The organism is Mesobacillus boroniphilus (assembly GCF_018424685.1).
Taxonomy (GTDB): Bacteria; Bacillota; Bacilli; order Bacillales; family Cytobacillaceae; genus Mesobacillus; species Mesobacillus boroniphilus_A.
On record NZ_QTKX01000001.1, the window covers coordinates 153239 to 172744 of the forward strand.

Here is a 19506-nt window from a genome sequence, read left to right on the forward strand (position 1 = left end):
GCAGGCGCCCGTGCCTGCCTCTTTTTCGCATCGGGAAGGAATTTTGTCTTTTTTTGTAGAAGTCATTGAAGAAGGAGTTGATTTGTATGGGAAACATTGATTTACAATTAGAGGGACATACGGCAATTGTCACGCTGAATCGGCCGGACGCATTAAATGCTTTTAATTATGAAACGCTGGGAGAATTACAGCAAGTCATTGAAAAACTAAGGTCAAACCGTGAAGCGAGGGTCGTCATTTTTACTGGAGCTGGTGAAAAAGCCTTCAGTGTCGGAGCTGATTTAAAGGAGCGCCGGACTTTGTCTGACGAGGACGTAAAGAGGAATATTTATAAAATCGGCGAGGTGTTCACGATGGTTGACCAGCTTCCACAGCCGACGATCGCAGCCATCAATGGGTTTGCATTCGGTGGCGGAATGGAGCTTGCCCTTGCCTGCGATTTTCGTGTTGCCGCTGCAGGAACACAGATGGGATTGACAGAAACAAGCCTGGCGATTATCCCGGGAGCAGGTGGCACACAGCGGCTGCCAAGATTGATCGGACAAGCAAAAGCACTTGAGTTGATTTTGACCGCGCGCCGGCTGAAAGCAGAGGAAGCACTAGAATATGGCCTTGTCACAGCTGTCGTCAAAAAAGAAAGCTTGCTTGATGAATGCATGAAGTTTGCTGAAATGATGCTGGCAAACGGTCCGGTGGCCCTTCAGCAGGCAAAGTACGCCGTCAAGCAAGGAATGAACGCAGACTTGCAGACAGGACTGCAAATTGAGCGCAAAGCCTACGAAGTCACAATCCCGACGGAAGACCGCCTCGAAGCGCTGGCAGCCTTCAGTGAAAAACGGAAGCCAAATTTTAAAGGGATGTAACAAAACACGGCCGCGGCCGTGTTTTTTGATGATTACACTCTTATTTTCGCAAAGAGTGAAGTTGAAGAATCGCAAATATAGGAATATTTGTTGTTATCTATCACTTTTGCTGTGGAATCCACGGCTTTATTAATAATTCGACTACTTTTCTTTATAATTCAACCACATTAATATATAATTCGACCACATTTCCAAATAATTCGATCACATTTCCAAATAATTCGACCACTTTTCCGAATATATCGACCAACTCCATTATTAGCAGCCTGCCAACCACGAAATTATTCATGACAAATTATTTCGATAAAAGAAACACTTTTCCAAGGTGCTGGAAGTATGTATAATATATTTTAATTGAATAAAGGATTTTTATTTTTACATAGTGATAGAAGGGCGGGAAGCGAGTGGAAAGTACATTGGTTGTTAAGCATGCAACAGATTTTAAAAGAGGGATTCAATCAGGCATCAGCATTGCGATAGGATATATGCCGATTGCACTTACCTTTGGCTTGATCGCCAAGACAACTGGGCTTGCACTAGGGGAAACGGTCATGATGAGCATGCTGGTGTTCGCCGGGGCCGCTCAATATATTTCGTTAAGCCTCCTTGCCCAGGGAATCGGAGTCTTTGAAGTCATCCTCACTACCTTTATCGTGAATATCCGCCACTTTCTTATGTCTGCATCCCTGAATGAAAAGGCGGAAGAGGATACCGTGTGGGCGAGAATGGGCTATTCATTCGGGATCACGGATGAGACATTTTCAGTCGCCGCGACACGTGAAGGTACCGTCAATGCCCGGTATATGTTTGGCTTGAACCTTACTGCTTACTCAAGCTGGGTCGTTTTCTCCGGATTAGGCTTCCTCATTGGGGCAGGATTGCCGCAGACCCTTCAGGAAAGCATGTCAGTCGCTTTGTATGCGATGTTTGTCGGCTTGTTGGTTCCATCGATGAAAAGCAATGTAAAGGTTGTATTCCTTGCCGCACTGGCGGCTGCGTTCAACTCCATTTTCACGATGGCTGAACTCATGTCCACGGGCTGGGCAATCGTGCTGGCAACGCTGCTATCGGCGATTCTTGTAGAGGCAGTAGAAACATTCAAGAAGGGCAGGGGGTCAGAAACAGATGAGTAAAGAAATCATCATCATGATCATTGGAATGGCCATCGTGACATACATACCGAGGATGCTGCCGTTTGTGATGTTCCGTGGAAAAGAACTGCCGCCATTCCTGCAGGGTGTCCTGAAAAATGTTCCTTATGCCACTCTCGGCGCGCTGATTTTCCCGGCAATACTGTTTATCCAGGAAGATATCTGGTATGGAATTATTGGTGCCGCCGCCGCTTTCATTGCCGCTTTCTTAGGAGCCAATGTCATAATTGTCGTAATTGGTTCAATATCGGTTTTAACTTTATATTCCTATTTTTTCTAGATCTGCTGACAAGCGGGTCTATTTTTTTTTGAATGAGCTATATAACAGGTCCTAACTACAAACAAGCAGCCAGTTTTTAAAAATGAATGAAATATTGACAAGCTGAAAGAATACATTATAATTAACTTTATTAATTCCGACTAAAACAATAAGTTTTATTTGAATAGGGTGGTTAAATTGTTTATTGAAATCAGCAATGTACACAAACAATACGCAGACAAAAATAATCACCAGGTTGATATCTTAAAAGATATTAATCTAGAAGTGAATAAAGGTGAATTTGTATCGATCCTTGGTCCATCTGGCTGCGGTAAATCAACGCTTCTTTCGATTGTGGCGGGACTGACTCCAGCAACGAGCGGTGAAATCATCGTCTCTGGCAAAAAGATAGATAAACCTGGAAAGGACAGGGGGATGGTTTTCCAGCAGGCAGCGTTGTTTCCATGGCTGAACGTTCTAGAGAATGTTCTATTTCCACTCAAACAGGAAATGCCGAAGAAACAGGCTGAATCGGAGGCAAAGAAACAATTGCAAAAGGTTCAGCTTAGCAAATATCTTTCCCACTATCCTCACGAGCTATCAGGAGGAATGCAGCAGCGGGTGGCGATTGCAAGGGCGCTTGCGATGAATCCGGAAATCCTTTTGATGGATGAACCATTCGGCGCTTTGGACGAACAAACGCGTTCACGACTTCATGAGCAACTGGAGACGATTTGGGCTGAAACCCAGAAAACGATCTTATTCGTCACTCACAGCATCTCTGAATCCATTAAACTATCAGACCGGATCATTGTGATGGGAACGAAGCCAGGGGTGATCCTTAAGGATATTAAAGTAGAGATTCCAAGGCCGCGCCATGAGCATAAAAAAGAGATGGTGGAACTGGAAGAATATATTATGAGTTATCTGAAGAAGGAGATCGACAAAGTCATCAGGGAGGAGCTTGCAGATGAATCCACACATTAAGAGAATCCTTTTTTTCGCAGCTGTCATCGCATTCTGGTACGCAGGAAGCAAGCTTGAATGGTGGATGCCCATCATCCTTCCATCCCCTGAAAAGGTCCTTGAGGCACTTATAACAGGCTTCCAGGATAAAACGTTGATCTACGATCTGATTGCCAGCTTCAAACGGCTTGCGATTGGTCTGGGTCTTTCCCTGGTTATCGGAACTGGACTTGGGGTCCTGCTCGCTAAATCAAAAACGGCGGATGAAACACTTGGAACTGTCGTCCTCGCGTTTCAAAGTGTACCAAGCATTGTTTGGCTCCCGCTTGCGATCATGTGGTTCGGTATGAACGAGAAAGCTGTTATTTTCGTGGTGGTTCTTGGAGGGACATTTGTAATGACACTTAATATTAGAGTGGGCATTAAAAATGTTTCACCTTTATTCATAAAGGCGGCAAAAACGATGGGAGTAACCGGCTGGAACTTATACAAAAGGGTTATTTTTCCGGCGGCGATCCCTTATGTTGTCACTGGCTCAAGACTGGCATGGGCATTTGCCTGGAGGGCCCTGATGGCAGGGGAACTTTTAAGCACAGGACCTGGACTCGGATATACGCTTCGTTACGCCTCGGATTTCGGCAACATGGGTCTTGTAATTGGTGTCATGATCATTATTGGTGTCATTGGAACAATCGTTGATCAGCTTATCTTCCAGCGCATCGAAAAATCGGTGCTGAATCGCTGGGGACTTGATTCTTAAAATAAAAATAAGGAGGAAAAATTAATGAAAAAAGCTATTTTAATTTTAACATTCTTGTTTACAGCCGCGATGGTACTTGCTGGATGCGGTTCAGGCGGTTCATCCACGACCACAGCAGGCAAGGAAAAAATCGTCATCGGCTACTTCCCGAACATCAACCACGTTCCTGCGATGGTGGCAAAAGATAAGGGGTTCTTCGAGCAGCAGCTTGGTGATGGAACAACTATCGAGTATAAGACATTCGCTGAAGGCGGGTCATTCATGACTGCACTGAAAACGGGTGAAATCGATGCAGGTCTTGTTGGACCTGGCCCGGCGATGAACAATTTCTCAACAGGCGCAGACGTTAAAATTATTGCAGGTGCATCAACCGGCGGTACAGTGGTTTTGGCAAGAAAAGGTGTAGAGATTAACTCAGTCGAAGACTTCGCTGGCAAAACATTTATCACGCCAGGAGTTGGCTGCACTCACGACGTCCAATATGAAACGTACCTTGAAGAACAGGGAATCACATCACAGCGCATCGGCGGAACAATGAAACACCTAACTGGTCAGCCGGCACAGTACGCGGCGATGCTAAAGTCTGGCAAAGTGGATATAGCAGTTGCACCAGAACCGTGGGCAGCTGTAATTGAAAAAGAAACTGGCGCAGAAGTCGTCATTGGCTGGGATGAAGTGTCCTTCGGAGAAACGCTTCCTGCATCCGTAATGGTCACGTCCGGAAAAATGATTGAGGAAAACCCGGAAACAGTTCAAAAAATTATTAATGCTCATAAAGAGGCTGTGAAATTCATCAATGATAATCCAGCTGAAGCACAGGAAATTACGATTAAAGACATTAAAGAAACAACAGGACAGGAGCTTGAAAAAGATGTAGTCGAACTGGCATGGGAAAGAATTGGTTTTACCCATGAAGTCGATTCACAGGCAATCCAGGACTTCTCAGATTCATCTTACGCATTGAAGTTCTTGAAGGATAAACCAGACTTCAAAACCTTGATTGACCGAAGCTTCCTTAATTAAACCAGAGGGTACCAGGGGTTTTCCTGGTACCTTTTTGTTGTTAAAAGCAAATTTCTAAATAAATGGAGAAAGGTAGAATTGATGAATCACGACAACAAGATTGCAGCCAACGGTGTTTTAGTTCATAAAATGAGGGACAAGTACCCGAAAAGCCGGTAATCTGAAGGTTTCGGTAACAAGTTGGAGGAACATGTGCCCGAAAAGCGGAGGATTTGAAGGTTTCAGTAACAAGTTGGAGGAACATGTGCCCGAAAAGCGGGGGATCTGAAGGTTTCGGTAACAAGTTGGAGGAACATGTGCCCGAAAAGCGGGGGATCTGAAGGTTTCGGTAACAAGTTGGAGGAACATGTGCCCGAAAAGCGGGGGATTTGAAGGTTTCAGTAACAAGTTGGAGGAACATGTGCCCGAAAAGCCGGTGATCTGAAGGTTTCGGTAACAAGTTGGAGGAACATGTGCCCGAAAAGCCGGTGATCTGAAGGTTTCGGTAACATGTTAGAGAAGCATTTTCCCCTGCCAGCAATAACTTGTTCTATTTTTGGGACAAAGGATTAAAATAGTTATAGACATGGTTGTACGTAAAGGGGGAGAAGCTATGGCGAGAAAGATGGGTTTTTATGGTGTGATCGCCTATGTGCTCTATGGTTTCGCGGTTTACTGGTATTTATTTTACTTTGCAGATACGAGTCTTCCATTTGAGTTCGAAGGTTCGAGGGCGGACCCGGCGACGTTTTTGAACGGAAGGGAATTAATGCTGAGCGAGGAATACTCAAAAGTTAGGAATTTATTATTTTTCCTGTCGACACCTTTTGAATGGCTGTTTTATTTTCTGATTTTGCTCATGGGGCTTTCAAAAGCTTTCAAGAAATGGGGAGAAGAGACCGCGAAGAATAAGTATGGCCAAACAGCGATCTATTTGATTTGGCTTTCATTTTTTGCTTACATTGCGACTTTCCCTCTAAGTTACATCAGTTATACGCTGTCTAAGACTTATAATATATCGACACAGTCATTCGCCTCTTGGATGAAGGATGAGTTGATTGATTTCTGGATCAATTATGCGATGATGTTCGTCATTGTCGTTGTCCTTTACTGGCTGATGAACAAGTTCAAAAGGTTCTGGTGGCTGTTTGCGTGGCTGCTTTCCGTTCCGTTCACATTGTTTATCATGTTCTTGCAGCCTGTCGTGATCGACCCGCTGTACAATGATTTTTCCCCGCTGAAAAATAAGGAGCTGGAGTCAAAAATCCTTGATATTGCCGGTCAGGCTAATATCCCGGCTGAGCATGTATTTGAAGTGGATATGGCTGAAAAGACAAATGCCCTTAATGCATATGTTACGGGAATTGGCTCAAATTCAAGGATTGTCCTCTGGGATACGACCTTGAACAGGTTGAACGATGACCAGATCCTGTTCATAATGGCCCATGAAATGGCCCATTATGTGGAGAAGCATTTATATATTGGGATTGCGGGCTACTTGGTACTTTCCCTGTTCGGTCTGTACTTTGTTTCAAGACTGATGAACTGGGCGATCAAACGGTGGGGCAAGGAATTCAAGCTACAGCACCCTGGTGACTTAAGATCGCTGCCGTTGTTCCTGATGTTCCTCTCGATGATTATGTTTGCGGCAAGCCCGGTTTCCAATCTTGTGTCACGATACCAGGAAACAAGGGCTGACCGATACGCCATCGAAATGACTGAAAATACCGATGCGGCGATTTCTGCTTTCCAGGAATTAACGAAGGCTGGCCTCAGCCAGGTAAATCCACCATGGCTGGTGAAAATTTTCCGTTACGGACATCCGACAATGCTGGAACGGATTTCACGACTTGAGGATTTTGAAGTTGAAAAGAGGAATGAACAGGAAGATGGATATTAAGCAAGAAAGCCCTCGAACATTGAGGGCTTTCTTTTTTAAAAACTAAGGGCTTTCCGGGAAAGAGCTTCTGTTTGAACTTAGCCTTATTTCAAGATAATAAAATATCCCCTATATAGGGGATATCACTCATCTAAGTGCCGAATTGTTTGTTGAGATCTTTCAATTCCTCCGTCAAAGATAAAAACAGAATTTTATCGCGGTCGTCGATGGCCTTATCAATTTTCAACATCAATCTTTCTTTTTTAGTATTCAGTTGAATTTCGGAAATAAGCATGTCAACATACAGGTCCAGAACAAAAGATTCCTTGGCTTTAATGCGTTTCATCACACTGGCCTTCATGATTTCAGAATACGATTTTTCTTTCACTGACCTCACCTCTTAGACCTTTTTTATATTATATGGATTATCGAATAGATAATCAACTAAATTTTTATAATTTTTAGAAAATTTATATCAGGACAAAAATTGTGGCTAAAAATAGAACTTTTTCTGTAAGTAAAGAAAATTTAAACTCTTATGGTAAAATAGGGTATGAGGTATTTTAGGAGGTGAAGGAATGACAGGAAATACAAAGAACTTAGTTGAAGAGTACGAAATAAATCCTTTTACCATGATAATTATTCCTGAAGAATACGGCAGCAGGATTTACTCCAGGGTGATCGAGCTGGAGGAGGAGTATTTATCCCCATTCAGACCAATGGATATCGTCAAGAAAAGCTGCAAGTATTTTGGAAGCAGCTACGAGGGCAGGAAAGAGGGAACAAAACAGCTTACCGGGATCACCCATAAAACCCCCATCATCATCGACCCTATAAGCTCCATTTATTTCATGCCTACGAGCTCGCCTACAAAACCGGATTGCATATGGGTTTCTCATGAGCACATATTATTCCATAAGAAGGTGGACGCCCACAGTACAAAGGTTACCTTCAGGAATAAGAAATCCATGATTCTGCCAGTATCCCATCATTCATTTGAGAACCAGCTGCTGCGGACATCCCTGCTGCGAACCAAATTCATGCAGCGGATGAAAGAAACCGAACGAAAAGCGTTATATCTTATCCATGGTCCAAAGTTCAGCGATTCGCAAGGGTATCCTCATGCTAAACTTGTCAGTGAGGTATATAAAGACTAGATTAAAGAATCCGGTTTTTCAGCCGGATTCTTTTTCAATTGTAATTTAAGCAATTATAAAATATTTTTGTAATGCTAAAGTATATTTGGTTTTCTTAATCCAGCTCCAGCGCCTAGCCCCTCGAGACGCTTCGGTCCTGCCAATGAAGTTAAAGAACGACTTCGGTGTTAGGCCCTCCAGCGCTTGTCGGAGTTGGGCAGTCGCCTACGCTTTTCGATTTCGGTTCTGTCAATGAAGTCAAAAAGCGACTTCAGTGTCAGGCCCCCCAGCGCTTGTCGGGGCTGAACGAGGCGCTTGCTCTTTTTGTTCTGTTTTGAACCGCTTGAAAAGGTAGTGAAGCATCAATTCCTGGACTTTATTGCGGATGCGGGGATTGAAGTAGTTATGCTGTTCTTCGTAGCCTTTGTAGATGAAGAGGAACATGGTAAAGGCGTCATCCCGTTTTACTTCTTCAACCTTAAGGTTATTCTTTTTGAGGTAGTTTTTCACAATGGCGAGCTCTTTCTGGACTGCTTTCATTGTTTCTTCAATTAGCTCCAAATAAGGCTTCTTTAGTTTAAATGGACTATTTTCAACGACAGAAAGATCCCGATTGAGCACGACCAGAACCATCGGCAAATAGATGGCCTGCTCCATAATATCGCGGTCTTTTTCAGGAATCCTTGTCATTTTGCTCTGTCCCTTCAAAATAAAATAAGAACATCTGTTCGTTATTATCGTACTGGATTTTGAGGAGTATTTCAAGAGGGTAAAAAAATTTACTCCTCACTATCATTTTCTCCAATATAAAAGGAAACTTGCAGTAGTTGTGAATCGTTGGTTTTTTTCGGAAAAAGATTGAGGTAAAAGCAGGAGATTTATTTCTGTTATCGAAATAATAATATAATAAAGTGAACAATTTAACTTTGGAAGGATGGCTCCCGAGATGGAAAAGAGATTTATTAAAGCAGAGGATTTATTTGAATTAAAGTCCGTTACTGACCCTCAGTTTTCACCTGATGGAAAGAAGTGTGTGTTTATCCAGACAGAGATGCTGGAGAAAAAGAATGATTATGCCTCTAATTTATACATAATTGACATTGAAGAAGGCGGAGAGCCAAGGCAATGGACTTACGGGGAATATCGCAACCATTCCCCGAGATGGTCACCGGATGGCACGAAGCTGGCTTTCGTATCGAACCGCAGCGGCAAGAACCAGATCTTTGTTCTAGATGCTGCTGGCGGGGAAGCCAGGCAGGCTACTGACTTCCGAAATGGTGCAAATGGTCCCATTTGGTCTCCGGATGGAGAAAGAATCGCGTGCTCCGTATCCTTGAAGCCTGACGAAGATTTGCTTGAAAAGGCAGAAGAAAAGAAGGATGACAAGAAGCCGGAACCGTTCGTAGCTGAGGAAATGAAATATAAATCAGACGGAGCTGGTTTCTGGGATGGCAAGTATCGACAGACTGTCATTGTGAATATCGCAGATGGAAAGGCAGAATTAGTGGCGAAAGGCGAAGTGGACTACCACTTGCAGTGCTGGTCTCCTGACGGAAAAAGCCTTGTATTGTCAGCTGATGAGTCACCTGAACGTGATTTCTCGTTCAAAAGTGATTTATGGCTGATGGACATTGAGACAGGGAATAAAACGAAACTAACATATGGTAAGGGCTACTTCGGAAATGCCATATTCTCTCCTGACGGAAAATACCTTGGCTACACGGGGCATGAGAGAGAATTTGAAAATGCAACGTTAACTCAAGTTTGGATTCAGGAGCTCGAGACGGGTAACATCCAATGCGTCACAGAAAACATGGATATTCTTGTGGGAGACGCTGTTGCCGCAGACTTCCAGCAGGGGGCGCATAGTCCAGGGTTGATCTGGGGCGAAGATGGCAGGAGCTTTTATTTCCTTGCAAGCGACCAGGGAAACACTGTGATATATTTTGCGAACCTAGATGGCGAAGTGTATCCGGCACTTCTTGACCAGCAGCATGTGTATGGGTACACACTTGACCGCAAAAACCAGAGGGTTATTGCAGCCATCAGCAATCCGGTGCTTCCGGGGGAACTGTTCCAGCTTGAAGTAACCACTGGTGAAATGAAACAGCTGACGGCCGTGAATGAAAAGGTACTGGAATCTGTTACTCTATCGCAGCCTGAGCAGATTTCTTTCGAGGCCAGCGATGGTACACCGCTGCATGGCTGGATCATGAAGCCTGCGGGATATGAAGAGGGCAAGAAATATCCGTTGATTCTTGAGATACATGGGGGACCGCATGCAATGTATGCCAACTCATATTTCAATGAATTTCAGGTTCTCGCGGCTGAAGGCTACGCGGTATTATATATTAATCCGCGCGGCAGCCATGGATACGGGCAGCAATTCGTCAATGCCGTCCGCGGGGATTATGGCGGCGGAGACTATCAGGATGTGATGGACGCTGTCGATTACGCCCTGGAAAAACACGATTTCATCGACAAGGATCGATTGGGAGTGACCGGCGGCAGCTATGGCGGTTTCATGACAAACTGGATTGTCGGACATACGGACAGATTCAAGGCAGCCGTCACACAGCGTTCGATTTCAAACTGGATCAGTTTTTATGGTGTCTCAGACATCGGCTACTATTTTACAGAGTGGCAAATCCAGGCTGATCTCAGCGATTTAGAAACAATGTGGAAGCATTCTCCTATCGCCTATGTGGAAAAAATCAATACACCTTTATTGATTCTCCACAGCGAAAAGGACTACCGCTGTCCAATTGAACAGGCTGAACAGCTATTCATTGCCTTGAAGAGACAGGGCAAGGAAACGAAATTCATCCGCTTCCCTGAGTCCAACCATGAGCTTTCAAGAAGCGGAAAGCCTAATCTCCGTCTAAGCCGGTTGTCATCGATTGTCGACTGGTTTAATAAGTACTTGTAAAAATCCTAGATGGTTTTCACCCGCGGCAAACGTTCATGCCGCGGGTTTATTTTTTGAAAAATTCTCCAGAGAAGTTTAATGTTATAGGTAAAAAAGGAAAATAGTAATAAGGTACTTCGCTTGACTGTTGCAACAATCGAATCAATATTGTTTTCTGGTTGCCGCAATCAATCCAAAAATGGTCATGAATCAAAACAGTGTAAAAGCAACAAGTTAACAAAAAGGGCTTAATAATATTCATGTTAGATCAATATTTATAAATCGGAAGGGTTTTTCGAATGAGATATGAAAGACACCAACATAAGAAGAGAAGAAAAAGAATCAGATGGTCCAGCATTTTTCTGCTGCTATTCCTTCTGGTCGGAGCCGTTGCACTGTATTCCTATATGCAGTACCGTTCTGGGGTGAATGATTCGGAAAAAGCGGCGGAGGAAAACAAGCAGGAATATCATTTTAATGGCGAGAGTGACCAAAATGGCCTCACGAATATCCTGCTGATTGGCAGTGACGCGAGAGGGAAGGAAACTTCGCGGTCAGATACGATCATGATTGCCAGTTATAATCCAGATACAGAGTCTTATAAATTGACCTCGATTATGAGGGATACGTATGTGGAGATTCCGGGACATGGAAAAAATAAAATCAATGCTGCGTTTGCCTTTGGTGGACCGGAGCTACTGAGGCAGACTATAAAGGAGAACTTTGATGTCAGTCTCCAATATTATTCAATCGTTGATTTTGAAGGGTTTGTGCGTCTAATTGATGAAGCATTTCCCGAAGGTGTTGAAGTCAATGTTGAAAAGAGAATGTCAGAGGGAATTGGTGTCACTCTGGAGCCAGGTGTTCAAAGACTGGACGGGAAACATCTGCTTGGATATGTCCGGTTCCGCCAGGATGCAGTCGGGGATTTTGGCCGTGTAGAACGCCAGCAAAATGTCATAAAGGAAGTCGGCAAGCAGTTTGCCAGCATCCAGACACTGCCGAAGCTCCCTAAATTGGTTGGAGTCGTTACTCCGTTTATCAATACCAATATGGATACGGGCGATATCTTATTTATGGGAAAAGGGCTGATTTCAAAGGATAATCGGAATATCGAAACAATGAGGATACCGGTTGAGGGATCATTCGAGAACCAGAGGGTAAGCGGTGCAGGTGCCGTATTGGCGATAAACTTTGAAGAAAACAGGACCGCGCTACAGAATTTTTTAACTAAATAGACAGCTTGTAAAAATTCCTCAATTAAGATTTAGAGGTGTACAATTATCTCTAAGAGGTAAATAGGTTATGGGTGATCAGAACTCTGTGAAGATTTCAGAAACCTGATTTGCTGAGTTGTTTGGACAAGGAGATCTCAATGGATGTTGAATTAATGAAAGAATGGTTTACAATTGAAAATATTATGGATTTGCTCAACCAATACCGCTCATTTGGGCCGATTCCGGGAATTCTGCTGCCAATGTTGGAAGCGTTCTTGCCTTTCCTGCCATTGTTTTTATTTGTGATGGCAAATGCCAATGCCTTTGGGCTATGGCTTGGGTTTCTCTTTTCCTGGATAGGTGCAGTTCTGGGGGCATTGATTGTCTTTTTGATTTTCCGTCGGTACGGACAGGGACGGATCCTGGGGTTTTTGCAGCGCCACCCAAAAGTCCAGAAGGGGATGAACTGGATTGAACGGCATGGATTTGGCCCAATCTTCCTGATGCTGTGCTTCCCTTTTACTCCATCTGCTCTCGTCAATATTGTTGCCGGGCTTTCAAAAATCAGCATGGCTCAGTATATGCTTGCAGTGATAACAGGGAAAATGGTGATGATTTTTACAATAAGCTTTGTAGGATATGATATTCGTTCATTAATCACTAATCCTGCGCGAACTGCCATCGTTTTGGCAGTAATCGCCATCCTGTGGTATATCGGCAAAAGAATTGAAGTAAAAATGAATATGAGTGTTGGAAAAGACGATAATGACTGATAGCAGGGACAGAAAACAGGTGGTGAAGGTAGTACATGAAAGAAATCGTAAAAAGGGAAGGGATCGAGTGGGTCAAAGCTTTTGCCCTCGGAATGATCATTTTTGTTTTTATCAGGATTTTCTTTTTTTCCAATTATGTCGTTGAAGGGGAATCGATGCTTCCTACACTGGAAGATGGGAATAAAGTCGTTGTCAATAAGTTGGGATATGAATCGAAAGACCTCGAGAGGTTTGACGTGATTGTATTTCACGCAAATAAAGAAGAAGACTTTGTGAAGCGGGTCATCGGCCTGCCAGGCGATAAAGTTGAATATCGAGAAGACATGTTATTCATCAATGGCAAAAAAGTGAAGGAACCTTTCTTGAAGCAGTATCGCGAACAATCACCAGGTGGCTATTTGACCGGCGATTTTACCCTTGGGGATTTAACCGGGGTTGAAAGAGTGCCTGAAGGAAAATTGTTCGTCCTTGGCGATAACCGCCTTGGCAGCTGGGACAGCAGGCAGTTTGGGTTCATTTCGGAAGAGCAAGTCGTCGGCAAGGTCAATCTGAGATACTGGCCGCTCGGGGAAATGGATGTATCATTCTAACAATAGCTTATAGAGAAGTGAAAAGACTCGTCAATTTTCGAGTCTTTTTTTATTTTGATTATGTTAGACTGGCATCATTATTATGAAAAACAGGGCGGAGATTCTATGCAGGGAACATTGCCATTAATCAAAACGAAATTAATTGTTCCAGGCTTACAGGAACAATGGATTAGGCGAGCCAAATTATCGCGAAAAATGAAAGCGATTACCGAAAAGCCGCTCACCATCATCCAGGCGGGAGCCGGTTATGGAAAGAGCACGGCTCTGGCATTGCATGTCAAGGATCAGAAACAATCTTGCTGCTGGTATACAATCACTTCTTCCGATGACGATATTCTTCCGTTTCTATCCTATTTGACAGCCTCGATTCAAACCTTGTTCCCGGATTTTGGCCATGAGTTAATATCATACATGAAAAAAATGGACCGTTATATAAGAGAAGAGGAACTTAGCATGCTCTCTTCGCTCTTCATCAATGAGACACTCCAAATACCTGAAGAAATCATTGTCATCCTCGATGATTTCCACGCAATAGAGCATTCCTATCACATCAATGTCTGGATGGAAAAACTACTGAAGCATATGCCGGGCCATCTCCATCTTGTCATTTCGACCAGGACAAATCCTGGATGGAAAGTCCTTGCTAAGATGAGGGCTAAGAATGAATTGAATGAGATTTCGAAGTCAGATTTGATTTTTGGCAAAGAGGAAATCGAGCTGCTCCTTTCTGATTATCATCAGATTTCGATAAGTGACGAACAGATAGACCAGCTATATAACATTACGGAAGGTTGGGTCATTGCAATTGGGATGATCGCTCAGCAGCTGCCACATCTTCAGAGTCTTGATGAGCTTTTGGCAGAGCCTGCAAAGTCGCTTGAGGATCTTTTTCAATACTTGGTTTATGAAGTGTTTTCGAAACAGCCTCCAATGGTCCAGCAATTCCTTGAACAGACAAGCATCTTTGAAGAAATAACTACGGATGTATGCGACCACATCCTCGGTATGAATGGTTCCATCCAGATGCTGCAGCAGCTGACTTCAAAAAACCTGTTCATCCAGCAGGTTGGCAGCAGCCAGTTCAGGTATCATGCGCTTTTCCGAGAATTCCTCGAGAACCGGCTGATCACAAGCCAGCCTGAACAATACAGAGTTTTAATGATGAATAGTGCACATTATTTTGAAAAAAAAGGGCAGTGGGAAGAGGCTTTATTCTGCTATGAAAAAATTGGCCAATATCGTGCTGCTGCGGCGATTATGGACGAACAGGGGATGGAGCTTCTCGAAATGGGGAAGCTCGAGAATCTGCAGGAGCGGCTTGCGAAAATCCCGATCGAAGATAAAAAGCGCTATTGTTCACTATTGTTTCTTGAAGCTGAGGTATATCGCTACCGTTCATTATATAAGCAATCGGAAGCATGTTATGAACAGGCAATTCAAACAGCTGACAGGATAGGAAATGCGGAATGGAAAAGCAAGGCTCTTGAAGGCAAAGCGAAAATTTATCTTGATACGATCCAGCCGTTTAAAGCTGAACGTATTCTAGCTCAAGCTATAGAGCTTCGGGAAGCGGCGATGCTTGATGGTGCTGCTGAGGAAACGGGAAGGCTCTATCGACTGCTTGCTGAAAACCTCATCAATTCCGGACAGGCATTGAAGGCCGAAAAATGGATTGAACGGGCAAGGTCGATGGGTGTTCATATCGAGGATGGGAACCTGGAAGCCCGGCTAACTTTAAGGACCGGCCGATTTGAAGAAACGAGAAGAATTTTAAGTGATGTTAAAACAAATGGCCATCTGGATGAAAAGCAGCATTTGCCTCAATCGCATAGGGAAACGGATTTGCTGCTGGCATTGATTGAAGCTTTTACAGGCAATGGCATTCAGGCGAAGGCATTGTCCCAATCAGGGATCCAGCATGGTATCGAAATCCAGGCTCCGTTTGTGGAGGCTTGCGGATGGATCAGGATGGGGCATGCAGTCCAGCTGATTGACCAATACGATTTGGATCTGGCAGAAAAATGCTATGAAACGGCACTTGATATCATGGGACGGCTAAGTATCGAAAGAGGGAAGGCTGAACCGCTGATGGGCCTATGCATTCTATATGGATCAAGACGTGAGTATGAGCGGGCTGCTGAGGCTGGAAGAAAGGCGCTGCTTGAAACAGAACAGGTGAAGGATGTTTGGCTCTCCGCACTCATTACGCTTTGCCTTGCCATCGCGTCAATTTACAACGACAGGCACAAGGAGGCAAGCGAAAACCTTCGAAAAGCAGAGGGGCTAATCAGTCAGTGTGGCGATGAATATGGCAGAATGCTGCTTGCGTTTTGGAACTCCTTTTATTATTTCTCATTAAATGATGGGCATGGGTTCAAAACAGCATTTTCTAGCTTTTTAAAACTGATGAAGTCAGGTGGATATGAATTTTTTATGAAAAAACGGACGACATTTGGCCCGCGAGACTTGCAGGTTTTCGCACCGATGCTAATCGCAGCAGTAAAGGAGTCAATTGCGCCTGGCTATGCAGAGAAGCTGATGGAGGATTTGAAGATTCCCGGTTTGAATGCCCATCCTGGCTATACGCTAAGGGTTCAAACGCTTGGCCAATTCAGGCTTTGGCTTGGAGACAGGGAAGTGGAGGACAGGGATTGGCAGAGGGGGAAGGCGAAAGAGCTTTTCCAGCTTTTCTTGACAAAAAGGAGCCAGTTCCTGATGAAGGAGGACATTTTCCAGATTCTTTGGCCAGTCCATGAGGAAAAGAATGCAGACAGAGATTTTAAAGTTGCCTTGAATGCTTTGAATAATGTACTGGAGCCTTCTCGTAAAGCGAGATCCGCCCCATTTTTTATTATCAGGGAGGGAGCAGGATACGGAATTAACCCCCACGCAGCAATTGAGCTGGATTCACGTATCTTTGAAGAATGGGCAGAGGCTGGCCTTGAAGAGAAGAACACGGAAAAATCAATGGAGGAACTAGAGCGTGCCTTGAATTTATACAACGGGGATTATCTTCCGGAAAGAAGGTATGAGGACTGGTGCCTTAATGAGCGAGAACGGCTGCTTGTTTACTTTTTGCGCAGTACGGAAAAGCTTGCCCAGCTGAATGTAAGGCGAGAAAACTATGATTCTGCCATTCATTGGTGCCAAAAAATCCTCCATAAGGACAGAACTTGGGAGGAAGCTTACCGATTGCTCATGTTTTGCTATTATCGGAAAAACAATCGTCCGCAGGCAATCCGATGGTATAAAAAATGCATTGAGGTGTTAGAGGAGGAGCTGGGAGTCCCGCCGCTAGAACCTACAAGACATATGTATGAGATGATCATTGAAGGGAATTAATCAATTTAGGTCAATCAAAAGGAGAATTTGGGTTGGAAAAGAAAAGACAGATTCATAGCTCATTAAAAGTATTGCTAGTGTCCGATATTGAGAAAGCAAAGAAGTTTTATTCTGAAATACTAGGCTGCGAGGTGACCGATTGGTGGGTGGTCCGTGATGGATTTACCGGGCTGGCCATAAAATTGCTCGAAGCCAGCGATCCGAAAGAAGTGAGACCTAATCCGCCGGCAGCAGGCGATAAGCACGGGTTCGACCTTTATTGCTACGTAGAAAACTGGAATTCGCTTGATGAGTTATACCATGAATTCAATGAAAAAGGGGCGCAAATTGCAATCCAGCCATGGGTTGATGAAAATAATGGACCCTGGAAGGAGTTTGCTGTCAAGGACCTTGATGGCTACTGCATCGCATTTGGCGGGACAGACGGTACTTGATCTGTGGCTGATTTAAGCTGTCAGTTACGTTTAGACCACTGTGAGGATTGAGTCAAAATAACTTTTCAGGATCAGCCACCTCGCAGGATAGGTTGCTGCAAAGTCTGCTATTGACTCATTTGAATACATCAGAAGGCAATCAATCTGTTTTTGATGAATCTTTAAATCATAGAGCAGGGCATGAGGAATTGTATAATGCTCGTTCAGTTGATAAGGATTTAATTTTATAGGCTCCACACTTTCTTTATTAATAAAATAAAGTAGGGCTTTTTGCTGGATGTCAACACTTTCATCCCGGGAGAGCCCGTTTATATGAATCTGTTCATTGATCAAGTAGATTCCCTGCATAGAAATCCCCTCCATGTTTTAGGCAATTTAGTAAAGTTATTGCCATAAAAATAGGAGGGGATACTAATTATTTAAAATTTGGATATGGAAGTCCATTTTACCGATGGCAGAATTTATAAATCATCCCTGCAATGATATTTGCCGGGATGAACAACGGATTCGATTGCAGGTTCATGTGAAGTATTTCTTCCTGGACAGGCATTTCCTCATACATTCTTCCCTGTGTTTGCTTTCGTGCTTTCTTTAACTCTTCCATTTTTGTTATGTATCTGTACTGGATCGGCGTCATGATGACAGTAGTAATGATGAATGGCAGAGTGAAAAGGATGATAATAAACAAAAATACGGAATCCATCGAAGTTGACCCCATTCTAGTATCTCTCTATACGGACTAAGCCTCTTTTTAGTTTCATATTAAGCTATTTTTTCAACCCTCAACCCTTTTACTGATTGTCTTCAATCTGATGTAACTCTTTTGTAACTAGAGTTTTTTAAGATGATGTCAAAGCTCGTGGGCTTTGGAATCAACATTTTAAAGGGGGAAAGGAAATGAAAGCTGGTCAACGGAATTTTGTTTTAACTTTTATGCTCATTTTGGTCCTGATGTTTACAAGTGCCTGCGGTGGATCGGGAACTGAGAAGTCAGGCGGTACTGAAGGAAAAGAAGGAAATGATGAACCGAAAAACACAGAACCGATCAAGATTGGCGTGCTGGCTTCGCAAACAGGCGGACTTGAGGCTTATGGGAAGCAGACACTTCGCGGGTTCGAGCTGGGACTTGAATACGCTACTGACGGAACAAATGAAGTAGCGGGCCGTAAAATTGAATTCATTATTGAAGATACGGAGACTAAACCTGAAGTAGCTGTCCAGAAAGCGACGAAGCTGCTTGAGGAGGATGAAGTAGACTTCCTGGTCGGTTCTTCTAGTTCAGGTGACACGCTGGCAGTTCTGCCACTGGCTGAGGAATATGAAAAAATCATGATCGTTGAGCCTGCTGTAGCAGACAGCATCACAGGTTCTGAATTCAATAAATATATTTTCCGCACGGCGCGTAACTCTTCCCAGGATGCTGTTGCGGGTGCCGCTGCAATTGCGAAGGATGGCGTAAAAATCGCGACTCTTGCTCCGGATTATTCATTTGGCCGAGATGGCGTCGCAGCGTTTAAAGAAGCAGCGGAAAAGCTTGGCGCTGAAGTTGTCCATGAAGAATATGCAGACCCGGCTGCAACTGATTTCACCTCCAATATCCAGAAAATCATCGACCAGAAGCCTGATTACTTGTTTGTCGTCTGGGCTGGGGCGAACTCACCATGGAACCAGATTGCAGACATGAAGGTCCAGGAAAAAGGAATCAAAATCTCTACTGGTGCTCCTGATATCGCTGCGCTGGCAACGATGGAGCCGCTTGTCGGAATGGAAGGCTTCACGGTTTATTATCATGACCTTCCGCAAAATGACATCAATAAATGGCTTGTTGATGAACATAAAAAGCGCTTTAACGGGGAGCTTCCAGATTTATTTACGCCAGGAGGCATGACAGCCGCGATGGCGATTGTGGAAGCTTTGAAGAAAACGGAAGGTGACACCGATTCGCAAAAATTGATCAAGACAATGGAAGGGATGAGCTTTGATACTCCGAAAGGGCAAATGACCTTCCGGGAAGAAGACCATCAGGCACTTCAGTCACTATACGCAATCAAGCTGGAGAAAAAGGACGGAGTTGACTATCCAGTTCCTGTGCTGATCCGTGAGCTCTCTCCAGAAGAAACAGCTCCTCCGATCCGCAATTAATCATATTCATAATGAACTTCGGTAATCTAGCCGGAGTTCATTATGCTTTTACTTAATCGATACTTAAGCTTAATACGATTATGG

General features: G+C 43.9%; 19 protein-coding genes. 15 read left to right on the forward strand and 4 right to left on the reverse strand.

Features of this window, described 5'->3' with window-relative positions; all coding sequences use genetic code 11:
* The first annotated feature begins 86 nt into the window (after positions 1-86).
* The 7 genes from DYI25_RS00830 (at position 87) to DYI25_RS00860 (ending at position 6901) form a co-directional block, all read left to right on the forward strand.
* Positions 87-863: an enoyl-CoA hydratase-related protein gene (locus tag DYI25_RS00830; protein ID WP_213365814.1), complete on the forward strand. Its 777-nt coding sequence runs from the start codon at positions 87-89 to the stop codon at positions 861-863.
* Positions 864-1267: 404 nt separating this feature from the next.
* Positions 1268-1996, forward strand: coding sequence for an AzlC family ABC transporter permease (locus tag DYI25_RS00835; protein ID WP_342032460.1), 729 nt, complete (start codon positions 1268-1270; stop codon positions 1994-1996).
* On the forward strand, positions 1989-2294 hold the full coding sequence (locus DYI25_RS00840) for an AzlD domain-containing protein (RefSeq protein ID WP_213365817.1): 306 nt from the start codon (positions 1989-1991) through the stop codon (positions 2292-2294). Before DYI25_RS00835 ends, DYI25_RS00840 begins: the two co-directional genes overlap by 8 nt.
* A 177-nt stretch (positions 2295-2471) precedes the next feature.
* Complete coding sequence (locus tag DYI25_RS00845; RefSeq protein ID WP_213365820.1) at positions 2472-3260, forward strand: ABC transporter ATP-binding protein; 789 nt, start codon at positions 2472-2474, stop codon at positions 3258-3260.
* Positions 3244-3999 (forward strand): ABC transporter permease, encoded by a 756-nt coding sequence (locus DYI25_RS00850; protein ID WP_213365823.1) that lies wholly within the window; start codon positions 3244-3246, stop codon positions 3997-3999. Before DYI25_RS00845 ends, DYI25_RS00850 begins: the two co-directional genes overlap by 17 nt.
* 24 nt (positions 4000-4023) lie before the next feature.
* Positions 4024-5022 carry an aliphatic sulfonate ABC transporter substrate-binding protein gene (locus DYI25_RS00855; RefSeq protein ID WP_213365825.1) on the forward strand — a complete coding sequence of 333 codons (999 nt, stop codon included), beginning with the start codon at positions 4024-4026 and terminating at the stop codon, positions 5020-5022.
* A gap of 592 nt (positions 5023-5614) precedes the next feature.
* A complete protein-coding gene (locus DYI25_RS00860; RefSeq protein ID WP_213365828.1) occupies positions 5615-6901 on the forward strand; it encodes a M48 family metallopeptidase in 1287 nt (428 codons plus the stop codon).
* Between the two features lie 130 nt (positions 6902-7031).
* Here DYI25_RS00860 and DYI25_RS00865 read toward each other — a convergent pair whose 3' ends face one another.
* Positions 7032-7268, reverse strand: a complete 237-nt coding sequence (locus DYI25_RS00865) for an IDEAL domain-containing protein (protein ID WP_213365831.1) — start codon at positions 7266-7268, stop codon at positions 7032-7034.
* A 190-nt stretch (positions 7269-7458) separates the two neighbouring features.
* On the opposite strand from DYI25_RS00865, the gene DYI25_RS00870 reads away from it, so the two are divergent.
* Positions 7459-8037, forward strand: coding sequence for a competence protein ComK (locus DYI25_RS00870; protein ID WP_213365834.1), 579 nt, complete (start codon positions 7459-7461; stop codon positions 8035-8037).
* A 237-nt stretch (positions 8038-8274) separates the two neighbouring features.
* Here DYI25_RS00870 and DYI25_RS00875 read toward each other — a convergent pair whose 3' ends face one another.
* Positions 8275-8706: a hypothetical protein gene (locus DYI25_RS00875; RefSeq protein ID WP_213365837.1), complete on the reverse strand. Its 432-nt coding sequence runs from the start codon at positions 8704-8706 to the stop codon at positions 8275-8277.
* Positions 8707-8962: 256 nt separating this feature from the next.
* Here DYI25_RS00875 and DYI25_RS00880 point away from each other — a divergent pair, with 256 nt between their 5' ends.
* From DYI25_RS00880 to DYI25_RS00905, 6 genes are all read left to right on the forward strand, one after another.
* Positions 8963-10945, forward strand: a complete 1983-nt coding sequence (locus DYI25_RS00880) for a S9 family peptidase (RefSeq protein WP_213365840.1) — start codon at positions 8963-8965, stop codon at positions 10943-10945.
* Positions 10946-11223: 278 nt separating this feature from the next.
* Positions 11224-12162: an LCP family protein gene (locus tag DYI25_RS00885; RefSeq protein ID WP_213365842.1), complete on the forward strand. Its 939-nt coding sequence runs from the start codon at positions 11224-11226 to the stop codon at positions 12160-12162.
* Between the two features lie 137 nt (positions 12163-12299).
* A complete protein-coding gene (locus DYI25_RS00890; RefSeq protein ID WP_213365844.1) occupies positions 12300-12914 on the forward strand; it encodes a TVP38/TMEM64 family protein in 615 nt (204 codons plus the stop codon).
* A 35-nt stretch (positions 12915-12949) separates the two neighbouring features.
* Positions 12950-13504 carry a signal peptidase I gene (gene lepB / locus DYI25_RS00895; protein WP_213365847.1) on the forward strand — a complete coding sequence of 185 codons (555 nt, stop codon included), beginning with the start codon at positions 12950-12952 and terminating at the stop codon, positions 13502-13504.
* Between the two features lie 105 nt (positions 13505-13609).
* Positions 13610-16846: a BTAD domain-containing putative transcriptional regulator gene (locus DYI25_RS00900; RefSeq protein ID WP_213365849.1), complete on the forward strand. Its 3237-nt coding sequence runs from the start codon at positions 13610-13612 to the stop codon at positions 16844-16846.
* A gap of 32 nt (positions 16847-16878) precedes the next feature.
* A complete protein-coding gene (locus DYI25_RS00905) occupies positions 16879-17280 on the forward strand; it encodes a VOC family protein (RefSeq protein WP_213365851.1) in 402 nt (133 codons plus the stop codon).
* Positions 17281-17310: 30 nt separating this feature from the next.
* Here DYI25_RS00905 and DYI25_RS00910 read toward each other — a convergent pair whose 3' ends face one another.
* Together DYI25_RS00910 and DYI25_RS00915 are read right to left on the reverse strand one after the other, a co-directional pair.
* Positions 17311-17628 (reverse strand): hypothetical protein, encoded by a 318-nt coding sequence (locus tag DYI25_RS00910; RefSeq protein ID WP_213365854.1) that lies wholly within the window; start codon positions 17626-17628, stop codon positions 17311-17313.
* 97 nt (positions 17629-17725) lie between these two features.
* Positions 17726-17983, reverse strand: coding sequence for a DUF3949 domain-containing protein (locus DYI25_RS00915; protein ID WP_213365857.1), 258 nt, complete (start codon positions 17981-17983; stop codon positions 17726-17728).
* Between the two features lie 194 nt (positions 17984-18177).
* Here DYI25_RS00915 and DYI25_RS00920 point away from each other — a divergent pair, with 194 nt between their 5' ends.
* A complete protein-coding gene (locus tag DYI25_RS00920; protein WP_213365861.1) occupies positions 18178-19422 on the forward strand; it encodes a substrate-binding domain-containing protein in 1245 nt (414 codons plus the stop codon).
* Positions 19423-19506 lie beyond the last annotated feature (84 nt).